Origin of the sequence: Mucilaginibacter sp. 22184 (assembly GCF_052045695.1) — a bacterium.
Lineage (GTDB): Bacteria > Bacteroidota > Bacteroidia > Sphingobacteriales > Sphingobacteriaceae > Mucilaginibacter.
Genome location: NZ_JBQEPI010000009.1, coordinates 86153 through 110160, shown reverse-complemented (window position 1 = coordinate 110160; position 24008 = coordinate 86153). Strand labels below are relative to the sequence as shown.

Sequence of the window (24008 nt, the reverse complement as noted above, 5' to 3'; positions counted from 1 at the left end):
TATATTTGTATATACCACGGCCCGGTTATCCGATCAAAAAGGATAACCGGGCTGTTTTGTTAAAGGAAAAATAGCGTTAAAAATCGACTGTTTTTTGCATGGTTATTTGACAATCAATAAATTAATACTTTTTAAAGTTTTAAAAACACGTTAAAACTGCTTTGAGATTTGTTAAAAAGTGTTAAAATGAGGGTTTTAAATAAATTTTTGGCTGTTTTTACCCCGTTTTTGAGCAAAAAAGTGTTAAAATTTGAGGTTTAAAAAGTTTTTACGAGAGTGATCAGGACAAAAATGTTAAAATGTCATCACGCAAAAATTGGGTAAAAACAAAACGAGTTTTTAGCACCAGCCGGTATTTGGGTTCGGCCCGAATAAATGTATTTTTGGAACATGTTAAAAGTAGTGCATCTGAATACCTATGATGGCAATGGCGGTGCGGGCCGGGCCTGTATGCGGCTAAACCGGGCACTGCTCAGTCAAAACGTCGATTCAAAGGTCATCGTGCACTATAAGTTTGGGAAAAATCCGCAGATAGGCACTTTTAACAAAAATCCGGTACAGAAAGCCTATGCCGCAGCTACTATTATCCTGGAGCGAATTCTGGCCAAAAGGTATCTGAAACCATTATCGCGCACCCCATTTTCATTTACCTGGTTTGGGCGGTCGGTTATCCGCTACTCTGAGGTGAAAAACGCCGATATTATACACCTGCACTGGATAAATCACGGTTTCCTGGATCCGAAGCACATAGCCCAGATAGCCAAACTAAATAAGCCTGTGGTGTGGACCTTTCATGACAGTAATGCCTTTACCGGCGGCTGTCATGTACGCTATGCCTGTGATCATTATATGCGGGAATGCGGTAATTGTCCGCTGCTGATCCATGAAGGGGACCACGACATTTCGCACAAAATATGGCAGCAAAAACGCAAGGCTTATGATGTGCTCGACTTTGCTGTAGCTGCCCCAAGTTCATGGATGCAGGCATCGGTAAAAAACAGCAGCCTGATGCTGGAGAAGGCGGTAAATCATATCCCCAATACCCTCGAAACCGATATTTTTAAACCCGCAGATAAAAGGCGGGCTAAACAGAAAGCGGGATTGCCCACAGATAAATTTATTTTCCTGAGTGGTTTTATGCCATCCCGGAAAGATCTGCACAAGGGTACCCAATACCTGCTGGATAGCCTGGAACTGCTGAAACAGCGCCTGGGAGTAGATGCTAACCAGGTAGAACTGGTGATATTTGGCAATCGGGGAACAGAAGGCGTGCCAGATTTTCCGTTCAAGACCAGTTTTTTGGGTACGATCAATAATGATGAACTACTTGCCCAATGCTATGCCGCTGCCGATGCCTTCCTGATTCCATCGTTGGAGGATAATTTGCCCTATACCGTGATGGAAAGCCTGTCTTGCGGAACGCCCGTTATAGCTTTTACAACGGGCGGCATACCAGATATGGTACAGCACGAATATAACGGCTACCTGGCTACTTATAAATCGGCAGAGAGCTTTACAGATGGCATGGAGTGGATCATCAAATATCCCAATCAGGAACTGATACAGCAACAGGCAAGGCAAACTATTATGGATAAGTTTTCGGAGGAAGTTATCGCCCGAAAGCATATCCGCCTTTACCAAGGCTTGTTGCAAAAGGAGGATGCTGATGTTTGAACCTAAGCTGAGCGTAATTACCATTGTGTATAATAATGTGCGAGATATTGAGCGCACGATGCTTTCGGTTATAAGCCAAACTTATACCAATATCGAATATATTATTGTGGATGGCTTGTCAACCGATGGCACGCTGGATATGATCAGTAAATACCACGACCGTATCAGTAAACTCATCAGCGAAAAAGACAAAGGTATTTATGATGCTATGAACAAGGGCCTGGCCATGGCTACTGGCGATTACGTTATTTTCATGAACTCAGGCGACGAGTTTTATGCCCCTGATACCGTAACCGCCGTATTCGCATCAGCTGAAGATGCCGACATTTACTATGGCGAAACAGAAATGATGGACGATAGCGGGCAAAGTTTGGGGCAGCGCAGGCATCAGGCCCCTGCGGTTTTTACCTGGCGTAGTTTTAAATATGGCATGAGCATTAGTCACCAGGCTATTTATATCAGGCGTAGTTTAGCTGATCCCTATGATAACCGCTATCAGCTCAGTGCCGATATAGACTGGATCATCCGCGCAGCCAAAAAGGCTAAAAAAATAGTGAACGTGAACAGGTATGTAGCCAAATACCTGGTAGGGGGGATGTCCAAAAAGAAGCATCGCCAAAGTCTAAAGGAGCGTTTTGACATTATGAAACGGTATTACGGATTGATCTCTACCGTTTTCAATCATTTTGTAATAGCCTTTAATCTGGGCTGGTATTGGCTCAAAAACAAGCGTACAAATGACTAACCCGCTTTTTTAATGCATAAAAAAAGCGATGGATATTAAACCCATCGCCCTTCATTAATATAGTTAAGCCCTATGCTTTTTTGGCGGCAGGCTTAACTGCAGGTTTCTTTTTGGTTTCGGTATAAATGGCACCGCCCAAGGCCAGCACCAACAGAATTGATCCGGCTAAAGAGATATTTTCACCGGCATAATAAGAGGTTGGGTGGAATATGAATTCGATCTTGTGGTTACCAACCGGTATCTGCGCGGCACGTAAAAGATAGTCAGCACGGAAGTATGGTTTTTCAACACCATCAATCAGCATTTTCCAGCCTTTGTCATAATATATTTCAGAGAAAACTGCTATTTGTGAGGCGGTTGAACCACTTTCGTATATTAAATGCTCTGGTTTATAGCTTACCAGTTTAATAGTTGCCGAAGGAACATTTCCTAATGATTTTTCGTCTATTAAGCTTTTGTATTGTTTATCAACAATAGCTTCGTCTTTAGGGGAAAAGCTACTAATTGCCTGCATTTCCTGGTCTGCATTTTCAGCGTATTTGATGCTCTTAACGAACCATGCATTGCCACATGCGGTTTGGTTAGCCTGCATGGTTGCATTACCTGTTTTAGGATCAGTATTAATAATGTATTTGGTGTTTAGCATATCCAAAACATCCTGATTTACGCTTTTGGTAAATTGATTTTGAATCAGCTCATCAAAACGTCTTAATCTGGCTGAATGGAATCCCCCTACTGTTTTATAAAAATAAGAGGAATGCGAATCATGGAAAGGATCTCCATAGCTCATATCAAATACCCTGAAATTGGGATCAGGATCTTTCATGATAAATTGGTCAACTTCACGAGGTGTATATTGCTGTTCCAGATCAGATTTTGCTACAAAATTACTGTCTTTTAAGTAACGCTTATCAACACCCCACATATCAAACAATACAATAGCGGCCAAGGCCAAAGCAGCCATATTTGTTTTTATTTTTTGTTTGATCAGCAGCCATATCAGGCCGGCAGTTAATAGTACAAAGATCAGTGAGCGTATAGCATCGGCACGCTCCAAGCTTGTCCTGTCATCAACAAAATCACTTGCAATGGAATTAGCTAATGAGGTATTGCCTTTAAATATCTGGGTTAGATTATTAACAAAAGCTAAATGATCGTCTGCCTTAAAGCTTAATATGACATCGGGTATGGCTATCATAATCAGTAGTAGCCCTCCGGTTATATATAAAGCTATCTTGCCACGTTTCAAAATAAAAGCTTTATCAGTATTAGTTATAACCTCGTTGATGGCCAGTAACGCGAGTATTGGGAAACAAAGTGATGCTATAACCAAAGTAGACTCAACTGCCCTGAACTTGTTGTACATCGGCACATAGTTGAAGAAAAAGTCAGAAATGAAAGGAAGATTCTTACCAAATGACAAAAACATGCTTAGCAAAACAGCACTTAGCAGCCACCATTTTATCCTGTTTTTAACGATCAGTAAGCCTAAGATAAACAAGAAACACACAGCGGCGCCAAAATACCAGGGGCCAAATGTGCTTGGTTTATTGCCATAGTATAACTGTTGTGAGGCAAAACCACGGGCTTGTTCAGGATCAACTCCGTTGTCGGTAAGCGCTTTCACTACCTTGGAGTCATCAGCCGCAACAGTACTGCTACCACCACCATAGGCATTGGGTATTAAAAAGGTAAGGCATTCGCCTACACTTTGACTCCAGGTATACGCATAGTCTTTATCCAGACCGTGATTTGGCCCGGTTGTTCCTTTCTGCGTTAAATTGGCTTTACCTCTTATGGTATACTGACTATATTCATAAGTAGTCCATAAAGTGCTCGCATTTACAGCAATTGCCAGTACGATGCCAATCACTAAATAACCAATAGATTTTAAAAATGGCTGGAGTTTTTTATCTTTTATAGCATGATAAAGCTCAATGCCCAACAATATAGCAATGGTTAAGAGCAGGTAATACGTCATCTGAACGTGATTGCTCCTGATTTCCATCGCAAGAAAAAATGCTGTAATGGAAGCTCCTAACAAGTGTTTTCCTCTTAATGTTAAAATTATACCAGCAAGTATGGGTGCGAAAAAGGCAATAGCATAAGCCTGATTGGAATGCCCGGCAGTAATATAAATGAAGTTATAAGACGAAAAAGCAAAAGCGATAGCACCTGCCGCTGCCAACCATGGTGAAAGCCGTAAAACACTGAATAACAGATAAGCCCCTAAAAGATATAGCAAAACAGTATCAACAGGGTTAGGAAAAACGGCCTTTAAAACATCGATCACATGCGATGTGATGTTGAATGGGAAGGATGCCCATATCTGGTAAGCTGGCATACCGCCAAACATTTGATTTGTCCATAATGGGGCATGTCCGGTTGCTGCCTTAACATCATTGATCTCTTTTTGCATAGATTGCGCCTGAGATACATCGCTCTGAAACAATACTTTGCCCTGTATTATAGGACTAAAGAAATAAGCATAGGAGATTACTAAAAGAATTGCTACAATAATGAAGTGAACACTATTACGCTTAAACCAGTTGTTCATTTAAGTTTTTTGAAATGGATAATATATATTCCTCAAAAATAGAAATTTGAATGACAATTGAGTTACATAATTCGGATTTCGGATGTTCGATTTCGGATTTGGGAAAATTTGATGATTTGAAAATTAAAAAAGAAGGTTTTGACGCCCGCTCAAAAAACAAATCCGAAATCGAATATCCGAAATCCGAAATCAAGAATCAACAAGTAAGCTCACGGCTACGAAGCAGGATAAACAGTAATATCATGCCTGCAAGGCTTACCACATAAGCAATCACCTGGGCTTTGCTGTAGTCTTCGCGGTTTTTGCGTATGCTGAAAAAGTTATAGAGGGCAAGCGCTCCTAACACCACCCAAAAAAATGTGCCAATCTTAGCACAGGCGGCAAAAAGCTGCAAAGCAACTGTAAACACAATATAATTGGCCACAATAAGTATAACAGCTTCGGGGGTGTTGTTATGGTTTGGGCGTCTTTTGTATACTTCTTCTGGCAGCATATTGATTATTTCACTTCTTCGTAATCAATAAACTCGCCTTCAGAATCGGGCACAGTACTCTTTTTTCCTTGTGGAATATAATCAACCCTAATGGCTCCATCCGGGCGTTTTGATGATTGACGTTGTTGCTGCTGAGCCTGTTGTTGGGCCTTATTCACCACGCTTTCAAAAAGCACAGGAAGCAGGTATCGTACTAAACTGCGTATGATATATAGTATACAAATTGATATGAGTAGAAAACGAATTAAAAGCATCACATTAATTTTTAGCTTACAAATATAAGTTATATAACGTAAAAATTGTTTTAATATGATGTTGGATAGATGTGCAAATGTGCGGCTTACAAATGTGCAGATGAAAAATCTACATCCTCATGATATTCATTTGCACATCCGCACATCTGAAATCTGCACATCTAAAACTTCTCTTCCATCATTTTTTCCAGGGCAAACATCTCATCGCGTAACTTTGCGGCCAGTAAAAAGTCCATATCCTTGGCGGCGGCGAGCATATCTTTTTTAGTGTTGTCGATCGATTTTTTCAGATCGGCTTTGGTCATGTATTGAACTATCGGATCGGCAGCCAGTGATATGGCATCGGCTTCTACATAGGCTTTTTGCACACCTCCCTGGAAGTCGACCACTGAAGTTTGTTCCATGATCTCCTCGCGCGATTTGCCGACTGTTGTTGGTGTTATGCCACGTTCGGTATTATAGGCGATCTGAATGTCCCGACGGCGATTAGTCTCGTCCATGGTAATCTGCATGGAGTCAGTGATCTTATCGGCATACATGATCACCCGGCCACGGTCGTTACGCGCAGCGCGGCCAATAGTTTGTATCAGTGAGCGCTCCGAGCGCAGGAAACCTTCCTTATCAGCATCCAAAATAGCTACCAGCGATACTTCAGGCAAGTCCAGCCCCTCACGCAGCAGGTTGATGCCGATCAATACATCAAATTCGCCCAGTCGCAAACCCCTTAATATCTCTACCCTTTGCAAGGTTTTTACTTCGGAATGGATGTAGCGGCATTTGATACCCAGTCGGTCCATATATTTTGCCAGTTCCTCGGCCATACGTTTGGTAAGGGTAGTCACCAGCACACGGTCGCCTGCTTTGATGGTTTTATCCACTTCGTCCAGCAGGTCATCTACCTGGTTAATTACCGGGCGAACATCAATAACAGGGTCAAGCAAACCGGTAGGGCGTATCACCTGCTCCACCACTACACCGCCTGATTTTTCCAGTTCAAAATCGCCGGGAGTAGCGCTCACATAAATGGTTTGCGGAGCCAGTTTTTCAAACTCCTGGAAGTTGAGCGGACGGTTATCCAAAGCAGCTGGCAGTCGAAAACCATAATCTACCAATGATATTTTGCGCGACCTGTCGCCGCCATACATGGCCCTGATCTGCGGAACGGTTACGTGGCTCTCGTCAATCACCATCAGGTAATCGTCGGGGAAATAATCCAGCAGACAGAAGGGGCGTGCGCCGGGTTGCCGGCCATCAAAAAAGCGCGAGTAATTTTCGATACCTGAGCAGTAGCCCAACTCGCGTATCATTTCCAGATCGTAATTTACCCTTTCTTCCAGACGTTTGGCTTCCAGGAAACGACCATCGTCAATAAACTGCTTTTTGCGGGTTTCCAGTTCTTCCTGTATGGCCCAGATGGATTGGGTAAAACGCTCGCGCGGGGCAACGTACAGGTTAGCCGGGTACACGATCATGTGGGTCATTTTTTCGACGGTTTTCCCGGTGGTCACATCAAATGTACTTAGCTCCTCGATGTCATCGCCAAAAAAAGAAATGCGGTATGCATAATCCAGATAAGCCGGGAAAATATCCACCGTATCGCCTTTTACCCGGAAGGTGCCGCGTTTAAAATCGGCGGTAGTGCGGGCGTAAAGTATCTCGACCAGCCTGTGCAAAAAGGCGTTACGGCTAATGCGTGTACCTACCGCGAACTTGAAAACCGAGTCGGCAAAGTCGTCAGGATTACCCATACCGTAGATGCAGGATATGGATGATACCACGATTACATCCCTGCGGCCCGACATTAAGGCCGAAGTGGTACGCAAACGCAATTTTTCGATCTCTTCGTTTATTTGCAGGTCTTTTTCAATATAGGTGTTGGTAGTAGGTATGAATGCCTCGGGCTGATAATAGTCATAGTACGACACAAAATAGTTCACCGCGTTTTCCGGGAAAAACTGTTTAAACTCGCCGTACAGCTGTGCGGCCAGCGTTTTATTGTGGCTTAGGATCAGCGTAGGCTTTTGTGTTTGCTGTATCACATTGGCGATAGAGAACGTTTTGCCCGATCCGGTAACACCCAGCAGGGTTTGGAACGGATCGCCATTGTTTACACCTTCAACCAGTTGCCTGATGGCCTCGGGCTGGTCGCCGGTGGGGAAGTATTGTGAGGTTAAATTAAAATCCATGTTGTTATGTAAAAATACAAATATTCCTGCAATAGGTTTTGCAATTCAAAATAAGTACGGGATAATGACAACCTTATGTCAGTAGTTTTTGGCGCGTCAAAAAAAATCGCGATGGTCCGGATCAATTTTTCTTTTTTCTGTGTTGCTGGCGAAAACGAAACTTACAAAATTCAAACTGCCTATTCTGCCCGGGGACTTTTTAAACCCCTTATTTTAACAATTTTCTGCTCAAAATGATAGTGAAATGGGTCTAAAATGCTTGAAAATTTATTCAAAACCATCGATTTTAACACTTTTTAACAAATTTTTGATGGGTTTTGAAAAGTTTAAAAAGTATTAATTTTCTGATTGTCAAATAACTGTAGTAAAAACGAGCGATTTTTAGAGCGTTTTATCTCTTTAACCAAACAGCCCTGCTTACAATTTTCAAAGTAAGCAGGGCTGGCCTGTAGTATTATTAAAGATACGAAAAATATGGCAATAAAAAAAGGTGTCATTGCGAGGAACGAAGCAGAAGCCCCCTCTAAACGGCGGAGCCCTCATGTAATAATCTCCCCCAAAAGGGGAGACTTCAAAAAAGTATTTTAAAGCCCTCTCCTTTGGAGAGGGTTGGGTGAGGCTTCTGCTTAGTGCCTCGCAATAACGCCAGTAGATATTTTATTCAAATTAATTCGTCAACCTACCAATCCGCTTGGCCCGTTCAAACATACTCAGGCGTTTCATTTGCTCTTCCACTTCGGCTATGGCCAGCAGCAGGTTGTTTTGCGTGGCGGTGAGCTCTGTTAAGGCGGCTATCATTACATCCCAAACGGGTTTCATTTGCTCGATCAGTTCCTGGCCTTTGGGAGTGAGCTGGATGAGGCGTTTCCTTTCATCGGTCTTGTCTTTTTTGGAACGGATCAGTTTTACTTTTTCCAGTTCCTTCAACAAGCTAATGGTAGAAGGGTGGGTGTAGCCAATTTCGTTGGCGATTTCCACCACGCTTAAAACCGATCGCAGGTGCAGGGTATAAATCACCGGGAACCATTTGGGTTCAAAATCAATCCCGTTGGCTTTATATATCAGCACCCCGTCCTTACGCAATTGGTCGCTAAGGCGCTGCAGTCTTGTAGCAATGGCTAAAATGCCCAATTCATCTATCACATTCATGTATAAACCTGTGCTTAGTTTGTCAAATGTAACTGATAAAAAACAGTATCGGCGCTCATTACCGGAAATGCTTTAGGCAGATCTGTTTTGGGCAGCCTGGTAAAACCATTGCGTTCATAAAAGCGGTGAGCTGCTTTGAGTACCTCAACAGTACCCAGGTAAATATCATTGATCTGGTTTTGGCGGCAATAATCAATCAGGGTATCCAGTAACGATTGGGCTAAACCCAGTTCCTTGCCCCGGTATTCTTTACGTACAAACATTTTACGGATGGCGCCTGCATGCTTGTCGAACGCGATGAGCCCGATAGTACCTACCAGTTGCTCCTGGTGTTTGGCGCCCCAGAATCCGCCGCCGGTTTGATGATAATTTTTTTCGATATCCAGCAGGTCGGGCTGATCATTCAGCGTAACGGGTACGTTAAATTCAATTTGCTGTATAGGCAGGATAATATCAATGATCTGTTCGCAATGATCATTATTTAATGGGGTAATGGTGCTAAGTGTATTCATAACAATAAATTTATATGTAAAACTACGTAGTTAACTACATATATTCATAATTGAATTGTAAATTTTTAGTAACAAGTAGTTAGTATCGAGTATCACGACATCTAAAACTTAAAACTTATATTTACGTTATTAAAAAAATCTTGATTCTTGGCTCTTGATTCCTGACTCTAATATAAAAGCATGATCTTTATCCTCAATAAAACCAACACCATTGCCAACCAATTTTTGGCCGAACTGCGCGATGCCGGCATACAGCAGGATAAAGCGCGCTTTAGGTATAACCAGGAAAAACTGGGCCAGATACTGGCATATGAGCTCAGTAAAACACTCTCTTATGAAGCTAAGGAAGTGCAGACCTCATTGGGGACGGCCACGGTGGGCGTACCTGTTGATCAGCCGGTGCTGGGGACTATTCTGCGTGCCGGTTTGCCCTTTCACCAGGGTTTTATAAATTATTTTGATCAATCGGCGTCGGCTTTTATTACAGCGTATCGCAAGGTAAAACGTACCGGCGATTTTGTGATCCAGGTTGATCATATCTCCACCCCAAACCTCGATGGTAAAATATTTATCCTCTGCGATACCATGCTGGCCACCGGACAAAGCATCGTGGTGGTATGCAAGGAACTGATGGCCCAGTATAAAATAAAAGAGCTGCATATAGCCGCAGTGATTGCCAGCACCGAAGGCGTAGCGCATGTAAGGGCCAACCTGCCCAAAGCCAAATTATGGTTATGCGCCGTTGATGATGAAATGACCAGCAAAGCCTACATCGTCCCCGGCCTGGGCGATGCCGGGGATTTGGCTTTTGGGGAGAAAGCATAATTGATTTCGGATTTGAGATGTTCGATTTTTAACTATCGTTTGTTTTTAAATGTGTTAAAGAAGGCTCCGCCGTTTCGGATTTAGGAAGGGAATAGTTTAATTTTGTCACCAACATATAAAAGCGCGTCATTGCCACGCTGCGCTCGCAATGACGTGAGGGGCAAAACATCCAAATGAACAAATACAAACACATCTTCTTTGACCTCGACCATACCATCTGGGATTTTGATAAAAACGCCGAAGAAACCCTGAATGAACTTTTTATACTGCATCGTTTACAGGAGATAGGCTTATCATCGGCCGATCTGTTCATCGAAACGTATACCCGTAATAACCACGAGCTTTGGGCGCAATACCACGTAGGTGCCATCACCAGGGATGAGCTGCGCGAAGCCCGGTTTAAAAGAACATTCATCCAGCTTGGCCTGCACCCCGACCTGATCCCCGCCGATTTTGAAGACGCGTATGTACGGCTTTGTCCTACCAAAACCAACCTGTTCCCGCACGCGCATGAAACGTTGCGGTATCTGCAGGGTAAATACACGTTGCACCTCATCTCCAATGGATTTAAAGAATCGCAAAAGCTAAAGATAGCCGGTACCAACCTGGGGCAATATTTTCAACATATCATTGTATCCGAAGATGTGGGTGTTAATAAACCCGATAAGGCCATATTTGAATACGCCGTTAACCTGGCGGGTACCAGCAGGCAGGAGAGCGTGATGATAGGCGACAGTTTGGAAGCCGATGTTTACGGGGCTTTGAATTATGGCATGGATGCCATCTTCTTTAATCCTTTCAGCGCTCCCAAACCCGTTGATGTGCCTGTGCAAATTACTCATTTAAAAGAACTGATTACTCTTTTATGAAATAGTTATAAATGGTGTCATTTCGACGAATATGAGCGGCAGGGGGTAGAAAGGCATGAGGAGAAATAACGGCATACCGCAGAAGATTTCTCCTCGCCCCATCGCTCAATCCACCCTCTGCTCGTCGAAATGACACGTGGTTTTTGTTTTGAGTGGACAGCTTTCTGCATTATTTATTATTTAAAAGAGCTAACTTTATTGTTATGAGCATTGCCAAGGAGCTTAGAGCCATTGAAACTGCGCTGGATAATTACCGCGAACGGCTGGATACCATCCCCGATGAATTGTTTGCCGAAACGCCGGCAGGTGGTGGCTGGTCCTCGGCCGAGGTGTACAGCCACGTAATGCAGTCAACCCTTCGCTCATCAATAGCTATTGAGCGTTGCGCCCACAGTAATTGCCCGCCTACTAAAAAAGGCCTGAGTTTACAGGGGCATTTTGTGTTGCTTTTTGGATGTTTTCCGCCCGTAAAGATCAAAATGCTGGATATTATGAACGTAGAAAAGATCAGCAAAGAGGATGCCCGCAACCTGATCATCAAATGCCGAAAACGGATAGAGGATATTGCCCCCATCATTGCAAAAGCCTCGCCCGATGTACGTTACGGGCATCCGCGTTTAGGCATGCTCAACGCCAAACAATGGATCAAATTTACCCGGATACATTTACTGCACCATTTAAAACAATTGGATCAGATCAAAAGGAAAGTGGCTAGCCTCACCTAATAACAGGTGTAAAACCATGTTGAAGAGCCGGCTCACCCGGTCTACGCTTCGCTGGACCACCCTCTCTTCGCCTGCGGCGGAAAGAGGGTAAAGAAAAAAGAAACGAAAAACCCCTCTATGCGCGAAGCGGAGAGAGGGGTGACGAGCGCAGCGATGTCGGGGTGAGTTTATACACGGATGAGGCCCCAAAAAATAAATTTCACCCTCACGTGAAACCTTTTACATTTAACAGAGTCTTAACAGTAAGATAATTTGGTTTACCGACATTTGCTAAAATCATTATATGATGAATTTTGAGTATGCGTATCTGGTTGTTATAAGCTTATTGCTCCTGGTGGGGGCCTTTTATATCAGCCCTTATGAACTGAATGTTAATGAAGACGAAGACGACGAGTAATCGTTTGTTAATCAATTCAATTATAAATATTAACCGGCAGCACCTGCCGGATGAGCAATTAACCCCTCTATTTTAATGTCAAAACGCGAAGTTGATATCGTAGTAATATCTGACGTGCATCTGGGTACATACGGTTGTCATGCCAAAGAATTACTAAAGTATTTAAAAAGCATCAAGCCCAAAATGCTTATCCTTAACGGCGATATTATTGATATATGGCAGTTTAGCAAATCGTACTGGCCCGAGGCCCACATGAAAGTGGTACGCCGCATACTCAAGTTTGTTACCGATGGCATCCCCGTTCATTACCTTACCGGTAATCACGACGAAATGCTGCGTAAATTCACCGATTTTAACCTGGGATCGTTCCAACTGCTGAACAAGATCGTACTCAATATCGATGGTAAAAAAGCCTGGATATTTCATGGCGATATATTCGACGTAACCATGCAGCACTCCAAATGGCTGGCCAAACTGGGTGCAGTAGGGTATGATAGTCTTATCCTGATCAATAGCTTTGTGAATTGGTTTTTAACCGCTTTGGGGCGTCAAAAAATGAGCTTTTCGCAAAAAGTAAAGGCTAGTTTTAAAGAGGCTGTAAAATTTATCAACCAGTTTGAACAAACCGCGGCCGACCTGGCTGTGGATAAAAACTACCAATATGTTATTTGCGGGCATATTCACCATGCCGAGATCAGGACTATTGAAAATACTGATAAAACTGGTTCGGTACTTTACCTCAACTCGGGCGATTGGGTAGAGAGCCTGACCTCGCTGGAGTATTATAACGGCGATTGGAAAATATTTAAGTATAACCCCGACGACTTTAAAACCGAGGTGGAAGATGATGATAAAACCGATGCCGAAGACCTTGACGCCAAACTGGATGTAAAAAGCTTACTGGAACGTTTTAAACAGGAACCGCACTGAGCTTTTAGATTTTAGTATCAAGTAGTTAGTATCAAGTATCAAGACCTTGCTTTTAAACCCATGATAAGCTTTATTATCAATGTTAAACATACGATCTTGATATTTGACATTAAAAATTGCTAAATCTTGATACTTGATACTCACTACTTGATACTAATCACTAAATTACCCCCCGTTATAAAAATATGATGTTTGAAGCTGTAACAGAAATGGAGTATTTGCCATCTCAGTTAAGGTTAAAACGCGCTTACTACAAATGAAGATACTTTTTGGCATACAGGGAACCGGTAACGGGCATATTAGCCGGGCCCGCGAAATTGTGCCTTTACTACAGCAATATGGCGAGGTTGACCTGCTTATAAGCGGTACCGAAGCCGAGGTTTCCTTATCGCAGCCCCTTAAATATCGTTTTCACGGTTTTAGCTTTGTATTTGGAAAAAAAGGAGGTGTTGATAATTGGGCGACCTTTAAGATCATGAACCTGCCACAGCTTTGGCGCGATATGCACAGCTTGCCACTGGATCAGTACGATTTGATCATAAATGATTTTGAACCCGTGAGTGCCTGGGCATGCCGCCTGCAAAAAGTGCCGTCGGTGTCATTAAGTCACCAGTGTTCCTTTGTTTCGCCCAAAACACCCCGGCCCAAAAAATGGAATTATGCCGAGTGGTTGTTTAAATATTATTCGCCCACCACGCACCATGTAGGCTTTCACTTTGAACGATATGATGATTTTATCCATACCCCGGTGATCAGGAGCGAGATCCGCGAAATGGAAACCGCCAACCTGGGGCACTATACCGTTTACCTGCCAGCTTATGATGATAAAACCCTGCTGAAATATCTGAGCCAGACCGAAGCTCAATGGCAGATATTTTCGAAACGGCAAAAAACGCCCTACCGCTCTGGCAATGTGGAGATCTTCCCGGTAAATAACGAAGCCTTTAATAAAAGCCTGGCCAATTGCGAAGGTCTGCTTACCGGCGGAGGTTTTGAGGGTCCGGCCGAGGCGCTGTTCCTGAAAAAGAAAGTGTTGATGATACCGATGAAAGGGCAGTACGAGCAGCAATGCAATGCCCTGTCGGCATCAAAACTGGGTGTGCCGGTGGTTAGCGAGATCAATGAGAACTTTACTGGTCATCTGAATAACTGGATCCGGGACGATAAAAAAATTATCGTCGATTTCCCGAATGAGACCGCCCAGATTGTCGATGACCTGGTGAAGCGATACGCGAGGAAATAGATTTGTGGACTATAGGACTTTTGGACTATGGGATTTGGGGAGCAAGGAAGAAAGATATTTGAAAAGGACAAAAATCCCATAGTCTCATAATCCCCAAATCTTAAAGTCTAAAAATTCTGATGTAGAATTAGAATTTAGCGTTTAGAATTTAGAATTTAGCGCTTTGAATTTCACCCCATATGATCAATCTTTTCAGAACCTTTAATCCGTTCAACGCCTTATGGCTGGTTATCATATTGTTTTTAACGCGGGTGGGTTATTTATTTCATGTTCCGGATAAGCTGGAGTTTATTTTTGTAGAACCCTTTGCGCGCCTTTTGGTACCGGTAGCGTATGAATACGCGCTGTCGCCGGTGTTAAATATTTTTTTGGCGGCGGTACTGGTTTTTATACAGGCACTGCTATTAAATTACCTCATCAACTTCCATAATTTACTGGGCAAGCCTACATTTTTGCCCGCATTAATGTATGTTACCCTTTCGGGCCTGTTTGCCCCTTTCCTGATACTGAGCGCCCCGCTGATCTGTAATTTTCTGCTGATTTGGATGCTGTTTAAGCTATTCAGCCTGTACAAAGGCGAGGATGCCAAGTCTACCGTGTATGATCTGGGGATGATTGTAGCCCTGGGATCGCTCATCTATTTCCCGTTCATTTACTTGTTTTTATCTATCTGGATAGCGCTGGTATTATTTAAACCCTTCAATTGGCGCGAGTGGGTAGCTGGGATATTAGGCTACGCAACGGTATTTTTCTTCCTGGCTGTTTTTTATTATCTGAATGATCGTATTAAAAAGTTTGGCAATATCTGGCTGCCTCTGGGTTCCAAGTTTCCCGATCATATCAGCATTAACTCCTATAATTACTTGTTGCTCATCCCAGTGATCCTGATCCTGGTGCTTTGCTTTTTTAAATTGCGGCAAAATTTCTTTAAAAGTTACGTGCAAACGCGTAGGTCTTTTCAGTTGTTATTCATTATTTTTCTGATTACTGCCTTTTCTTTTTATGTAAACGCGGCTTTCCATTTGAATCACTTTTTATTGTGTGTGGCTCCTGTTGCTGTGTTTTTTGCCTACTATTTCTTGTATTCCACACGCAGGTGGTTTTATGAAAGCCTGTTCTTATTGCTGTTAATCAGCCTCATCTGGTTTCAATTTGATCATCATTTGGGCTTAGTTTAACAAATTTTAACTTTTACATTCGTTCAAATTTCAACGGTTATATTAGTTTTGTACCATGAAGTTTGGAGTAGTTATATTTCCCGGGTCTAATTGTGATGAAGACATCATATATGTATTAGAAAAAATAATGGGTCAGCAGGTGGTTAGGTTGTGGCATAAAGACCATGATCTGCAAGGTGTTGACTTTGTTGTTTTACCAGGCGGTTTTTCTTTTGGCGATTATCTTCGTTCCGGCGCGATATCCCGTTTTTCACCTATCATGCAGGAGGTTATACAGTTTGCTGCAAAAGGTGGCTATGTAATGGGTATTTGCAACGGTTTCCAGATATTGACCGAAGCCGGCCTGCTTGATGGCGCTTTATTACACAATGAAAACCGCAAGTTTATTTGCCGTAACATCTATTTAAAACCGCAAACAACCCAGTCATTGCTTACCGCGCAGCTGGTACAGGATCAGGCTTATAAAATACCTATCGCTCATGGCGAGGGTAATTATTTTGCCAGTGCCGATGTAGTGAAAGCGCTGAATGATAACGATCAGGTATTGTTTAGGTATTGCGATGAGGCCGGTAACATTGTGCCCGATGCCAATCCTAACGGATCATTGGAAAACATCGCCGGTATTTGCAACGCCAACAGGAATGTATTTGGATTAATGCCACACCCTGAACGTGCTGCCGACAGTTTGCTGGCCAACGAAGATGGACTGGCTATTTTTGAATCTATATTATCGTTAATTAAGGCCTGATGACCAATTTGGTTATCGATATTGGTAATACATATACAAAGATCGCGGTTTTTAAGCTGAATGAGCTGTTAGCAGTAATGCAGTTTGAAACGGTTGATCCTGCTACGCTGGATAACTTTTTGAATAATTACCAGATACACAGGGCTATAGTATCATCTGTAAAAAAACACGTTGAGCCATGGCAAACCGGTTTAGAGGCAAAAATGCCGGTAACCTATTTCAACGCGTTAATAAACAGCGGTATACAGAACCATTATTTAACCCCTGAAACGCTTGGTACCGATCGTTTAGCAGCTGTTATAGGAGCAAGCCATACCTATCCGGCCCTCAACAGCCTGGTAATTACCGGCGGAACCGCTATAACCTATGATTATGTAGATGCTGCCGGAAATTATTTTGGTGGCAGTATATCGCCGGGGCTAAATATGCGTTATAAGGCTTTAAATTATTATACAGCCGGTTTGCCATTGATCAGTACCGATGCCGCTTTTAATGCAACTTATGGCGGCAGCACCGAAACAGCTATACGCTCAGGTGTGCAAAACGGGATAAAATATGAGCTATTGGGATTTATTGAAAGCTATAAGGCCAATAACCCTCAACTAAATATTGTGCTAAGTGGGGGCGACAGTATTTTTTTTGATACTCTATTGAAAAATAGCATCTTTGCCCCCTATATTAAAATTGAACCTTATTTGGTTTTAAAAGGATTAAACGCAGCTATACAAAAGCATAATGATTAAATATACCAGGTTTTTTATAACACTTTTATTAGCTGTTAGTTCATTTGCAGCATTTGCACAATCAACGGCTACCACCAGCTCTCCATACTCCAGGTATGGTATAGGCGATATCGATCCGCAGTTAATGCCCCAGAATATAGGCATGGGCGGTATTGGTGTGGCTACTAACAGGATAAGTATGTTTAACAATATCAATATAGTAAACCCGGCTTCGTATGGCGCCATAAACCTTACTACTATTGATATAGGTATATACAGCAACTTTTTAACTTTAAGCCAAACAGGATCGGCCAGTCAAAAAAATAGTAATTTCAGATTAAGTCACGTGGCTTTTGCTATACCGGTAACCAAGCGTTCGGCCCTGAGCTTTGGCTTGGTACCCTACAGCGAGCGCGGTTATAACTATAAAACCACGGTTAAAGGAAACGGCGCGATAGCTGCCGATACCAACCTTACCAATTATACCTACAGTGGGGATGGCGGCTTATCTAAAGCATATTTGGGTTATGGTTTTGGCATAGGCAAACACTTGTTGATCGGTGCCAACGTATCCTACATCTTTGGTACCCTGAAAGATATCAGCACTACAGAAATAAATACCAACGTTAACGGAACAATAGTACCGCTTCCGGGTACAATAAATTCAAAAATTGAATCGAGTAATTCCATAGCCGGGTTAAATTATGATTATGGTGTTCAATACTCCGTTGACTTTTCTGATAGCAAGCACCTTATATTCGGATATTCCGGCTCATTAAACTCCAAGCTCAATTCTACCAGCAGTTTTATTGTGAGCCAGTATTTTAACGATGCCAGTGGTAACGAAGATATTCCGCTGGATAGCGTAATTAATAAACAGAGCTCTAAAACAAAAATAAAATTGCCGCTAACTAACCGTTTCGGTATATCGTTTCAAAGCGATGGCAAGTTCCTTGTAGGAGCCGATTACACCATGAGCAAATGGTCTCAACTTTCCATAGGCGGTGTAAATCAGGGCTTACAGGATAGCCGTACGTTTAACATCGGTGGCCAGTATACGCCAAACATAGCCACCATACGTAACTATCTGGCTTCAGTTGATTACCGTTTAGGTGCCATATATGATGAAACTTACATGGTGGTTAATAATACCAGGATCAAAAGATACGCCCTAACTGCGGGTATAGGTATGCCTCTGCGACCAAACAACGGTAGCTTTTACAAGATCAACCTTTCTGCCGAAGTGGGCAGAAGAGGTTCATTGGTAAATGGCCTGGTGCGTGAAAACTATGTCAATATCCATTTGGGCTTTACCCTGAATGATAAATGGTTCCAGAAATATAAATTTGATTAATCTTAGTAATAAGTTTGTGTCAAGTAGCTAGTATCAAGTATCATGACTTTTAAAAAGCGCATTTTTAGTTCACAAAGAATCTTGATACCTGATACTGGTTACTTGATACTAAAAAAAAGCTATTTGATACTCATTGCACTTTTCCTGTCGTCCTGTGTAAATGACCTTAACAAGGTTAAAGAGATTGCATCAAACGAGGTTGGCACTATTGTGGAACCTACTACGGGTGTCGATCTTATCATGAGCGACTCGGCTAAAGTGACCATACACCTCACTGCTCCTTTAATATTACAATACAATCCCGAAACTCCCAAAACAGCTTATAAAGTAGCACCTAAGGGGATCAAGATCATTCATTATGATAAGCTGACCCAAAAGGAGGATGGTACCATTATTGCCGATACCGGCATATTACACGCGGGCGATAAGCTGTATGAGTTCCGGAAAAATGTAGTGGCTACCAATGCTCAGGGCGATGTTTACAAATCGGATGAGCTGTTTTGGAATTCGGCCACTAAAAAAGTATACTCCCACAAAATTGTGCAGGTTTACATGAAAAGCGGCAATGTGATGAACGGGGATAACTTTGAAAGCGATGACACCTTTTTACATCCGGTACTTAGCCACAGCAAGGGTGTGTTTCATGTAGACGAAAACGCGGCGCAGTAGCAGAATAATTCAAAAGTCAAAAGTCAAAAAACTTCCCAAAACAAAGCTTTTTAGGTTTGAATTTTAACTTTTTACTTTTGAATTATTTTGTGTTATAGAATTTTACTAAAAATTGTATCTTGCGCCCTCTTTTGAGCAATAGAAACCGTTATGAGTTGGCCTTGTGGAAAATAGATTAACGTATGATAGTTTCATTTTGTTTAAAGAATAAATTATTATAAAGAAATAATTATAAAAAGTATATGGGTATAATGGGTTATTTGCGCGACCGGATGGGGAAAATTGTTGCCATCCTTATTGGTCTAGCGCTCCTTGCTTTTATTGTAAGCGAGGTGGTAAGGTCAGGCGGCTCTTTTTTCAGAGACGATAATAACGAATTAGCTGTGGTGAACGGCGAAAAAGTGCCTTACGATGAATTTAATAAAAAACTGGAGCAAAATACCGCTCAGTTTAAACAGGCTGGGCAAGCTATCTCTCCGCAGATTACCAGCTATATACAGGAAACTACCTGGAATCAGTACCTGAGCCAGATACTGATGAACAAAGAAGTTGAAAAATTGGGCATTGTAGTAGGTTCCGACGAAAGTACATCTATGGTTAATGGCAATACGCCCGATCAGCAGATAGCGCGTCAGTTCTCTGATCCGCAAACCGGCCAGTTTGACCGTAATAAGTTAAACCAGTTCCTGAGCTACCTGCAATCGGCTAAAGCCGATCCAAACCAAAAACAAGCCTGGGCAGATTTCCTGACCCAATTGATCGAAGCTAAGAAAGCTACCAAATACATGGCTTTGGTTACTAATGGCCTGTATGTAAACTCGCTGGATGCTAAGGACGATTATGAAGCTAAAAACAAACTGGTAAACTTTAAGTATGCCACATTGGATTATGCCTCTATCCCAGATGCTAAAGTTACTTTAACAGACGACGACTATAACACCTACTATAACGCGCATAAAGGCGAATTCAAAAACCCGCAGGATGTACGTTCATTTGAATATGTAAGCTTTAACGCGTCGCCTTCAAAAGAAGATAGTGCTGCTATAAAGGCACAGGTTGATAAACTGGCCGAAGCTTTTAAGACCAGCACCAATGATTCGCTATTTGTACAGATCAACTCTGAAACAAAAACGCCTGTAAGCTTCCAGAAAAAAGGTGGCTTAGAGCCTAAACTGGACACCGTAATGTTTAATGCGGCCAAAGGTTTTGTATATGGTCCTTATATTTCAAACGGCAGCTACAAACTGGCTAAATTAACCGACGAAAAAATAACTTTTGATTCAGTAAGAACACGTCACATATTAATTAACCCTGCTGCCGAAGGTGGTGTTGAAAAAGCTATCGCTAAAGCAGATTCTATCAAAAAACTGATCCAGGGTGGTAAATCATTTACAGACCTGGCTTCAACCTTTTCCACAGATAAAGGCAGCGCTGTGAAAGGCGGCGAGATACCTGCATTTGATGTTAATGGTAACATGGGCGGCGGTGGCCAGATCACTCCGGAGTATACCAATGCTGCGTTTAAAGCAGGCAAAGGCGATCTGGTTGTAGTTACCTCACAATTTGGTGTTCACCTGATCCAGATTGAAGATCAGAAAGGATCTGTAAAAGTGGTAAAAGTAGCCATTGTTGATAAACCAATAACCGCGAGCAGCAAAACGCAAACAGTAGCCTATAGCCACGCGCAACAATTTTTAGGTAACCTTACCAAAGACAACTTTGATGCTGAAGTGAAAAAAGAGGGCTTAAAGAAAAGCGTAGCTGAAGACTTTACAGGTGTTGCCGCAAGCTTACCAGGCCTGGATAATGCACGTGAAGTAGTAAGATGGGCATACAAAGCCGAAAAAGGCGATATCACTGATAAGGTGTTTACTATAGGTGATCAGTACATCGTTACCCGCCTAACCGAAATTAAACCTAAGGGTATCCTATCTTTAGAGGCTGTTAAGAAGCAAATAGAACCAGCCGTACGTAATGAAGTAAAAGCTAAAGAACTGGCTGCTAAATTCCAGGGCGCTACCACCATTGACCAGGCTGCTCAAAAAGCAGGTGTTAAGGTTGTGCCTGTTCAAAACGTAGTTTTTGCAAACCCAATCATCCCGGGCGCGTCATTAGAGTATAAAGTGATCGGTTCTATTTTTGGTTCAAAATTAAACACGCTCTCTAAACCAATTAACGGACAGCAAGGTGTTTACGTATACGTTGTAGATAGTTTCACCAACCCTCCGGCACTTACCAATAATGTAAGAGAAAAACAACAAGTAGCCCAGGCGCTAATGCAACGTGCGGCAGGCCAGGTACTGGATGCACTAAAAGATAATGCAATTGTAAAAGATAACAGGGCTAAACTGTTATAATAGAATTTTAAAGTAATTTTGTATCCGGGATCAGCCACAGTGCTGTTCCCGGATTTTTTTTGCTTGGTTCACTTGTTCATCGGTTCATTAGTCTTAGCAAAGTGCTTTTGCAAGCTTATCCATCCTGTACCAATGAACTAATGAACCAGTGAACAAATGAACAAAAATCACTAATCAATAATTGCATCATGGATATACAGGAAAATATAGTGAATAAAGTAGCGCAGAGTGGCCTGGTTACTTTGGATCCCGCTGCTTTTTATCCCGACGGCGAGCGTGTTATTTATGATATTAAAGATAACCTGTTCCACGGTTTGATGCTGCGCGAAAAAGATTTCAGGGAATTTATCAAAGAGCACGACTGGACACAATATACCGGCAAAAATGTGGGTATCACCTGTACTGCCGATGCCATTGTACCTGCATGGGCATATATGCTGTTAGCTAACCGCATGGCCCCGTACGCAAGGGAGATCGTTTTTGGCGACGCGGCTGTTCTGGAAACCGTATTGTTTGAAAAAGAAATAGCCAAAGCCGATTTTGAGCAGTATCGTGATCAGCGTATTGTATTAAAAGGCTGCGGCGATACCGAAGTGCCGGTTTCTGCCTATGTGGAACTAACTAAAAAATTAACTCCCATAGTAAAAAGCCTCATGTTTGGCGAGCCCTGCTCAACTGTACCTATTTATAAGCGAAAAGATTAAATTTTTAGTATCAAGTAGTTAGTATCAAGTATCAAGATTTTTTGAGGTCAGTAAAAAACCTTTTTTTAAGTCTTGATACTTGATACTAGCTACTTGATACTTTTCCTCCAGCACAATAAAAAAGCGATTAAACCATTAATAGTAAAGCTTTGTCATATCTTCGGTCCGCTATTTATCACGGATGATATAAAAAGCAATTAGTGCTAATGAAGAAATCCCTTTTTTATACCTGCTTACTCCTTTTGTTGAGTAGCCATGTTTTTTCTCAAGAACTGACAAAAATCAGCGAACCGGTTTTTAAGGTAGGCGAAAAGCTGAGCTATAAGATGAAGTACGGCGTATTTACCGCTGCCGAAGCCGATATCAGGGTAGAGGCCAGTGATAAAAAGCTTGATGGCCCTGCCTTTCATTTAATTGCTGAGGGTAAAACAGCGGGCTCTTTTGACTTTTTTTACAAGGTTCGTAATAAGTACGAGTCATATGTTGATCAAAATACCCTGATGCCTTATTTTTATACCGAGAACCGGCGTGAGGGCAAATGGAAACATACCGATAATGTAACCTTTGATCATAAAGATAATAAGGTAACGGCCGATAAAGGGGTATTTGCGTTTAAAGGACAAACATTTGATTTTGTATCGGCCTATTATTTTGCCCGCACTATTGATGTTTCCAAAATGAAAGTGGGGGAGAAGTTTGAGCTGCAGTATTTTCTGGAAGATGGTTTTCACTCCATGGGGATCACCTATGTGGGTACCGAGGTGGTGAGTTGTTCGATGGGAAAGTTTAACTGTCTTAAATTTAATCCGACAATCATTCCTGGCCGTATTTTCAGAAAGGATAGTAAGTTGTACCTTTGGATAACAAATGATGGCAACAGGATACCCGTAAAAGCGCATGTGGAAGTTATACTGGGCAGTGTAACCATGGATTTGCAGGCGGCAAGTGGTTTAAAGTATCCGTTAAACCCTATAAAAAGTAAATAGAAGAATATGATTGAGGTTGGTAATGTATTGGTACATGAGGACGTGGTGAAGGAGAATTTTGTTTGTAACCTTAACAAATGCAAAGGCGCCTGTTGCCTTGAAGGTGATTCGGGAGCGCCGTTAAATGCCGATGAGCTTGATATTTTAAAAGAGATATATCCTAAAGTAAAACCCTACCTTACCGAAAAGGGGATCAGAACTATTGAAAAGGTAGGCACTTATGTAAAAGATTTTGAAGGCGACTATACCACACCTTGTGTTGATGTAAATAGAGAATGCGCATATGTAATATGGGAAAATGGCATCACCAAATGTGGTATCGAGAAAGCTTATGAAGAAGGTGCCGTTAGCTGGAAAAAACCTATCTCGTGTCATTTATATCCTATCCGCATTACAGCATATCCCGAATTTGATGTACTGAATTATGATCGCTGGAACATTTGCAGCCCTGCATGTTCATTCGGCGATGAACTTAAAGTACGTGTACACGAATTTTTGAAAGATCCCCTGATCCGTAAATACGGAAAAGAATGGTACCAGGAACTGGAAAATGAAGTATCGGGTATATAAGAGTCAGGATTATTAGAATCAAGAATCAGAACAGACTTTTGGTTTAATAATTAAAGATAAAATCAAAAGTAATTATTCGTCTCAACTCTTGGCTCTTGGTTCTCGATTCTTTTTCTCTTAATTCTCATTGTTTTTGGATAATATTGTAACTTATAAATCTA

22 protein-coding genes are annotated in these 24008 nt (G+C 42.1%); 16 read left to right on the top strand and 6 right to left on the bottom strand.

Annotated features, from left to right (window positions below; all coding sequences use genetic code 11):
• The first annotated feature begins 390 nt into the window (after nucleotides 1-390).
• Both ACTJKG_RS20330 and ACTJKG_RS20325 read left to right on the top strand, forming a co-directional pair.
• On the top strand, nucleotides 391-1674 hold the full coding sequence (locus ACTJKG_RS20330) for a glycosyltransferase (protein ID WP_440740267.1): 1284 nt from the start codon (nucleotides 391-393) through the stop codon (nucleotides 1672-1674).
• The gene (locus ACTJKG_RS20325) at nucleotides 1667-2419 is read left to right on the top strand and encodes a glycosyltransferase family 2 protein (protein WP_440740266.1); all 753 of its coding nucleotides are present in this window, start codon (nucleotides 1667-1669) and stop codon (nucleotides 2417-2419) included. Before ACTJKG_RS20330 ends, ACTJKG_RS20325 begins: the two co-directional genes overlap by 8 nt.
• 70 nt (nucleotides 2420-2489) lie before the next feature.
• On the opposite strand, the gene ACTJKG_RS20320 is transcribed toward ACTJKG_RS20325, so the two are convergent.
• From ACTJKG_RS20320 to ACTJKG_RS20295, 6 genes are all read right to left on the bottom strand, one after another.
• The gene (locus ACTJKG_RS20320; protein ID WP_440740265.1) at nucleotides 2490-4976 is read right to left on the bottom strand and encodes a hypothetical protein; all 2487 of its coding nucleotides are present in this window, start codon (nucleotides 4974-4976) and stop codon (nucleotides 2490-2492) included.
• 196 nt (nucleotides 4977-5172) lie between these two features.
• Nucleotides 5173-5469, bottom strand: coding sequence for a hypothetical protein (locus ACTJKG_RS20315; protein ID WP_440740264.1), 297 nt, complete (start codon nucleotides 5467-5469; stop codon nucleotides 5173-5175).
• A gap of 5 nt (nucleotides 5470-5474) precedes the next feature.
• Nucleotides 5475-5723 carry a DUF4834 domain-containing protein gene (locus ACTJKG_RS20310; protein WP_172337525.1) on the bottom strand — a complete coding sequence of 83 codons (249 nt, stop codon included), beginning with the start codon at nucleotides 5721-5723 and terminating at the stop codon, nucleotides 5475-5477.
• Nucleotides 5724-5884: 161 nt separating this feature from the next.
• Nucleotides 5885-7909 carry an excinuclease ABC subunit UvrB gene (uvrB, locus tag ACTJKG_RS20305; RefSeq protein WP_172337524.1) on the bottom strand — a complete coding sequence of 675 codons (2025 nt, stop codon included), beginning with the start codon at nucleotides 7907-7909 and terminating at the stop codon, nucleotides 5885-5887.
• Between the two features lie 666 nt (nucleotides 7910-8575).
• On the bottom strand, nucleotides 8576-9058 hold the full coding sequence (locus tag ACTJKG_RS20300) for a MarR family winged helix-turn-helix transcriptional regulator (RefSeq protein WP_440740263.1): 483 nt from the start codon (nucleotides 9056-9058) through the stop codon (nucleotides 8576-8578).
• A gap of 14 nt (nucleotides 9059-9072) precedes the next feature.
• On the bottom strand, nucleotides 9073-9570 hold the full coding sequence (locus tag ACTJKG_RS20295) for a GNAT family N-acetyltransferase (RefSeq protein ID WP_172337522.1): 498 nt from the start codon (nucleotides 9568-9570) through the stop codon (nucleotides 9073-9075).
• A 180-nt stretch (nucleotides 9571-9750) separates the two neighbouring features.
• On the opposite strand from ACTJKG_RS20295, the gene upp reads away from it, so the two are divergent.
• The 14 genes from upp (at nucleotide 9751) to ACTJKG_RS20225 (ending at nucleotide 23847) form a co-directional block, all read left to right on the top strand.
• Entirely contained in the window at nucleotides 9751-10395 is a 645-nt protein-coding gene (gene upp, locus ACTJKG_RS20290; RefSeq protein ID WP_172337521.1) for a uracil phosphoribosyltransferase, read from the top strand.
• Between the two features lie 173 nt (nucleotides 10396-10568).
• Nucleotides 10569-11264 carry a YjjG family noncanonical pyrimidine nucleotidase gene (locus ACTJKG_RS20285; protein ID WP_440740262.1) on the top strand — a complete coding sequence of 232 codons (696 nt, stop codon included), beginning with the start codon at nucleotides 10569-10571 and terminating at the stop codon, nucleotides 11262-11264.
• Between the two features lie 203 nt (nucleotides 11265-11467).
• Nucleotides 11468-11989, top strand: a complete 522-nt coding sequence (locus tag ACTJKG_RS20280; protein ID WP_440740261.1) for a DinB family protein — start codon at nucleotides 11468-11470, stop codon at nucleotides 11987-11989.
• 472 nt (nucleotides 11990-12461) lie between these two features.
• Nucleotides 12462-13316: a UDP-2,3-diacylglucosamine diphosphatase gene (locus tag ACTJKG_RS20275; protein WP_172337518.1), complete on the top strand. Its 855-nt coding sequence runs from the start codon at nucleotides 12462-12464 to the stop codon at nucleotides 13314-13316.
• 256 nt (nucleotides 13317-13572) lie between these two features.
• Nucleotides 13573-14559: a glycosyltransferase family protein gene (locus tag ACTJKG_RS20270; protein ID WP_440740260.1), complete on the top strand. Its 987-nt coding sequence runs from the start codon at nucleotides 13573-13575 to the stop codon at nucleotides 14557-14559.
• A 179-nt stretch (nucleotides 14560-14738) separates the two neighbouring features.
• Nucleotides 14739-15737 (top strand): DUF6427 family protein, encoded by a 999-nt coding sequence (locus ACTJKG_RS20265; RefSeq protein ID WP_440740259.1) that lies wholly within the window; start codon nucleotides 14739-14741, stop codon nucleotides 15735-15737.
• Between the two features lie 55 nt (nucleotides 15738-15792).
• Complete coding sequence (gene purQ / locus ACTJKG_RS20260) at nucleotides 15793-16485, top strand: phosphoribosylformylglycinamidine synthase subunit PurQ (RefSeq protein ID WP_172337515.1); 693 nt, start codon at nucleotides 15793-15795, stop codon at nucleotides 16483-16485.
• On the top strand, nucleotides 16485-17228 hold the full coding sequence (locus ACTJKG_RS20255) for a type III pantothenate kinase (protein WP_172337514.1): 744 nt from the start codon (nucleotides 16485-16487) through the stop codon (nucleotides 17226-17228). Before purQ ends, ACTJKG_RS20255 begins: the two co-directional genes overlap by 1 nt.
• The gene (locus ACTJKG_RS20250; RefSeq protein ID WP_440740258.1) at nucleotides 17221-18561 is read left to right on the top strand and encodes a hypothetical protein; all 1341 of its coding nucleotides are present in this window, start codon (nucleotides 17221-17223) and stop codon (nucleotides 18559-18561) included. Before ACTJKG_RS20255 ends, ACTJKG_RS20250 begins: the two co-directional genes overlap by 8 nt.
• A 123-nt stretch (nucleotides 18562-18684) precedes the next feature.
• The gene (lptC, locus tag ACTJKG_RS20245) at nucleotides 18685-19230 is read left to right on the top strand and encodes an LPS export ABC transporter periplasmic protein LptC (RefSeq protein WP_172337512.1); all 546 of its coding nucleotides are present in this window, start codon (nucleotides 18685-18687) and stop codon (nucleotides 19228-19230) included.
• Nucleotides 19231-19481: 251 nt separating this feature from the next.
• A complete protein-coding gene (locus ACTJKG_RS20240; RefSeq protein ID WP_440740257.1) occupies nucleotides 19482-21587 on the top strand; it encodes a peptidylprolyl isomerase in 2106 nt (701 codons plus the stop codon).
• A 188-nt stretch (nucleotides 21588-21775) separates the two neighbouring features.
• Complete coding sequence (locus ACTJKG_RS20235) at nucleotides 21776-22291, top strand: DUF2480 family protein (protein ID WP_172337510.1); 516 nt, start codon at nucleotides 21776-21778, stop codon at nucleotides 22289-22291.
• A 206-nt stretch (nucleotides 22292-22497) separates the two neighbouring features.
• Nucleotides 22498-23277, top strand: a complete 780-nt coding sequence (locus ACTJKG_RS20230) for a DUF3108 domain-containing protein (RefSeq protein ID WP_172337509.1) — start codon at nucleotides 22498-22500, stop codon at nucleotides 23275-23277.
• Between the two features lie 6 nt (nucleotides 23278-23283).
• On the top strand, nucleotides 23284-23847 hold the full coding sequence (locus ACTJKG_RS20225; RefSeq protein WP_172337508.1) for a DUF3109 family protein: 564 nt from the start codon (nucleotides 23284-23286) through the stop codon (nucleotides 23845-23847).
• Nucleotides 23848-24008 lie beyond the last annotated feature (161 nt).

Excerpts from the sequence above, each read along its gene's own strand:
- ACTJKG_RS20310 (WP_172337525.1), bottom strand. The coding sequence starts at position 5,723 with ATGCTTTTAATTCGTTTTCTACTCATATCAATTTGTATACTATATATC.
- purQ (WP_172337515.1), top strand. The coding sequence starts at position 15,793 with ATGAAGTTTGGAGTAGTTATATTTCCCGGGTCTAATTGTGATGAAGAC.
- uvrB (WP_172337524.1), bottom strand. The coding sequence starts at position 7,909 with ATGGATTTTAATTTAACCTCACAATACTTCCCCACCGGCGACCAGCCC.
- ACTJKG_RS20275 (WP_172337518.1), top strand. The coding sequence starts at position 12,462 with ATGTCAAAACGCGAAGTTGATATCGTAGTAATATCTGACGTGCATCTG.
- ACTJKG_RS20250 (WP_440740258.1), top strand. The coding sequence starts at position 17,221 with ATGATTAAATATACCAGGTTTTTTATAACACTTTTATTAGCTGTTAGT.
- ACTJKG_RS20315 (WP_440740264.1), bottom strand. The coding sequence starts at position 5,469 with ATGCTGCCAGAAGAAGTATACAAAAGACGCCCAAACCATAACAACACC.
- ACTJKG_RS20330 (WP_440740267.1), top strand. The coding sequence starts at position 391 with ATGTTAAAAGTAGTGCATCTGAATACCTATGATGGCAATGGCGGTGCG.
- ACTJKG_RS20320 (WP_440740265.1), bottom strand. The coding sequence starts at position 4,976 with ATGAACAACTGGTTTAAGCGTAATAGTGTTCACTTCATTATTGTAGCA.
- ACTJKG_RS20265 (WP_440740259.1), top strand. The coding sequence starts at position 14,739 with ATGATCAATCTTTTCAGAACCTTTAATCCGTTCAACGCCTTATGGCTG.
- ACTJKG_RS20240 (WP_440740257.1), top strand. The coding sequence starts at position 19,482 with ATGGGTTATTTGCGCGACCGGATGGGGAAAATTGTTGCCATCCTTATT.
- ACTJKG_RS20230 (WP_172337509.1), top strand. The coding sequence starts at position 22,498 with ATGAAGAAATCCCTTTTTTATACCTGCTTACTCCTTTTGTTGAGTAGC.
- ACTJKG_RS20270 (WP_440740260.1), top strand. The coding sequence starts at position 13,573 with ATGAAGATACTTTTTGGCATACAGGGAACCGGTAACGGGCATATTAGC.
- ACTJKG_RS20280 (WP_440740261.1), top strand. The coding sequence starts at position 11,468 with ATGAGCATTGCCAAGGAGCTTAGAGCCATTGAAACTGCGCTGGATAAT.
- ACTJKG_RS20225 (WP_172337508.1), top strand. The coding sequence starts at position 23,284 with ATGATTGAGGTTGGTAATGTATTGGTACATGAGGACGTGGTGAAGGAG.
- ACTJKG_RS20255 (WP_172337514.1), top strand. The coding sequence starts at position 16,485 with ATGACCAATTTGGTTATCGATATTGGTAATACATATACAAAGATCGCG.
- upp (WP_172337521.1), top strand. The coding sequence starts at position 9,751 with ATGATCTTTATCCTCAATAAAACCAACACCATTGCCAACCAATTTTTG.
- ACTJKG_RS20295 (WP_172337522.1), bottom strand. The coding sequence starts at position 9,570 with ATGAATACACTTAGCACCATTACCCCATTAAATAATGATCATTGCGAA.
- ACTJKG_RS20285 (WP_440740262.1), top strand. The coding sequence starts at position 10,569 with ATGAACAAATACAAACACATCTTCTTTGACCTCGACCATACCATCTGG.
- ACTJKG_RS20325 (WP_440740266.1), top strand. The coding sequence starts at position 1,667 with ATGTTTGAACCTAAGCTGAGCGTAATTACCATTGTGTATAATAATGTG.
- ACTJKG_RS20300 (WP_440740263.1), bottom strand. The coding sequence starts at position 9,058 with ATGAATGTGATAGATGAATTGGGCATTTTAGCCATTGCTACAAGACTG.
- ACTJKG_RS20235 (WP_172337510.1), top strand. The coding sequence starts at position 21,776 with ATGGATATACAGGAAAATATAGTGAATAAAGTAGCGCAGAGTGGCCTG.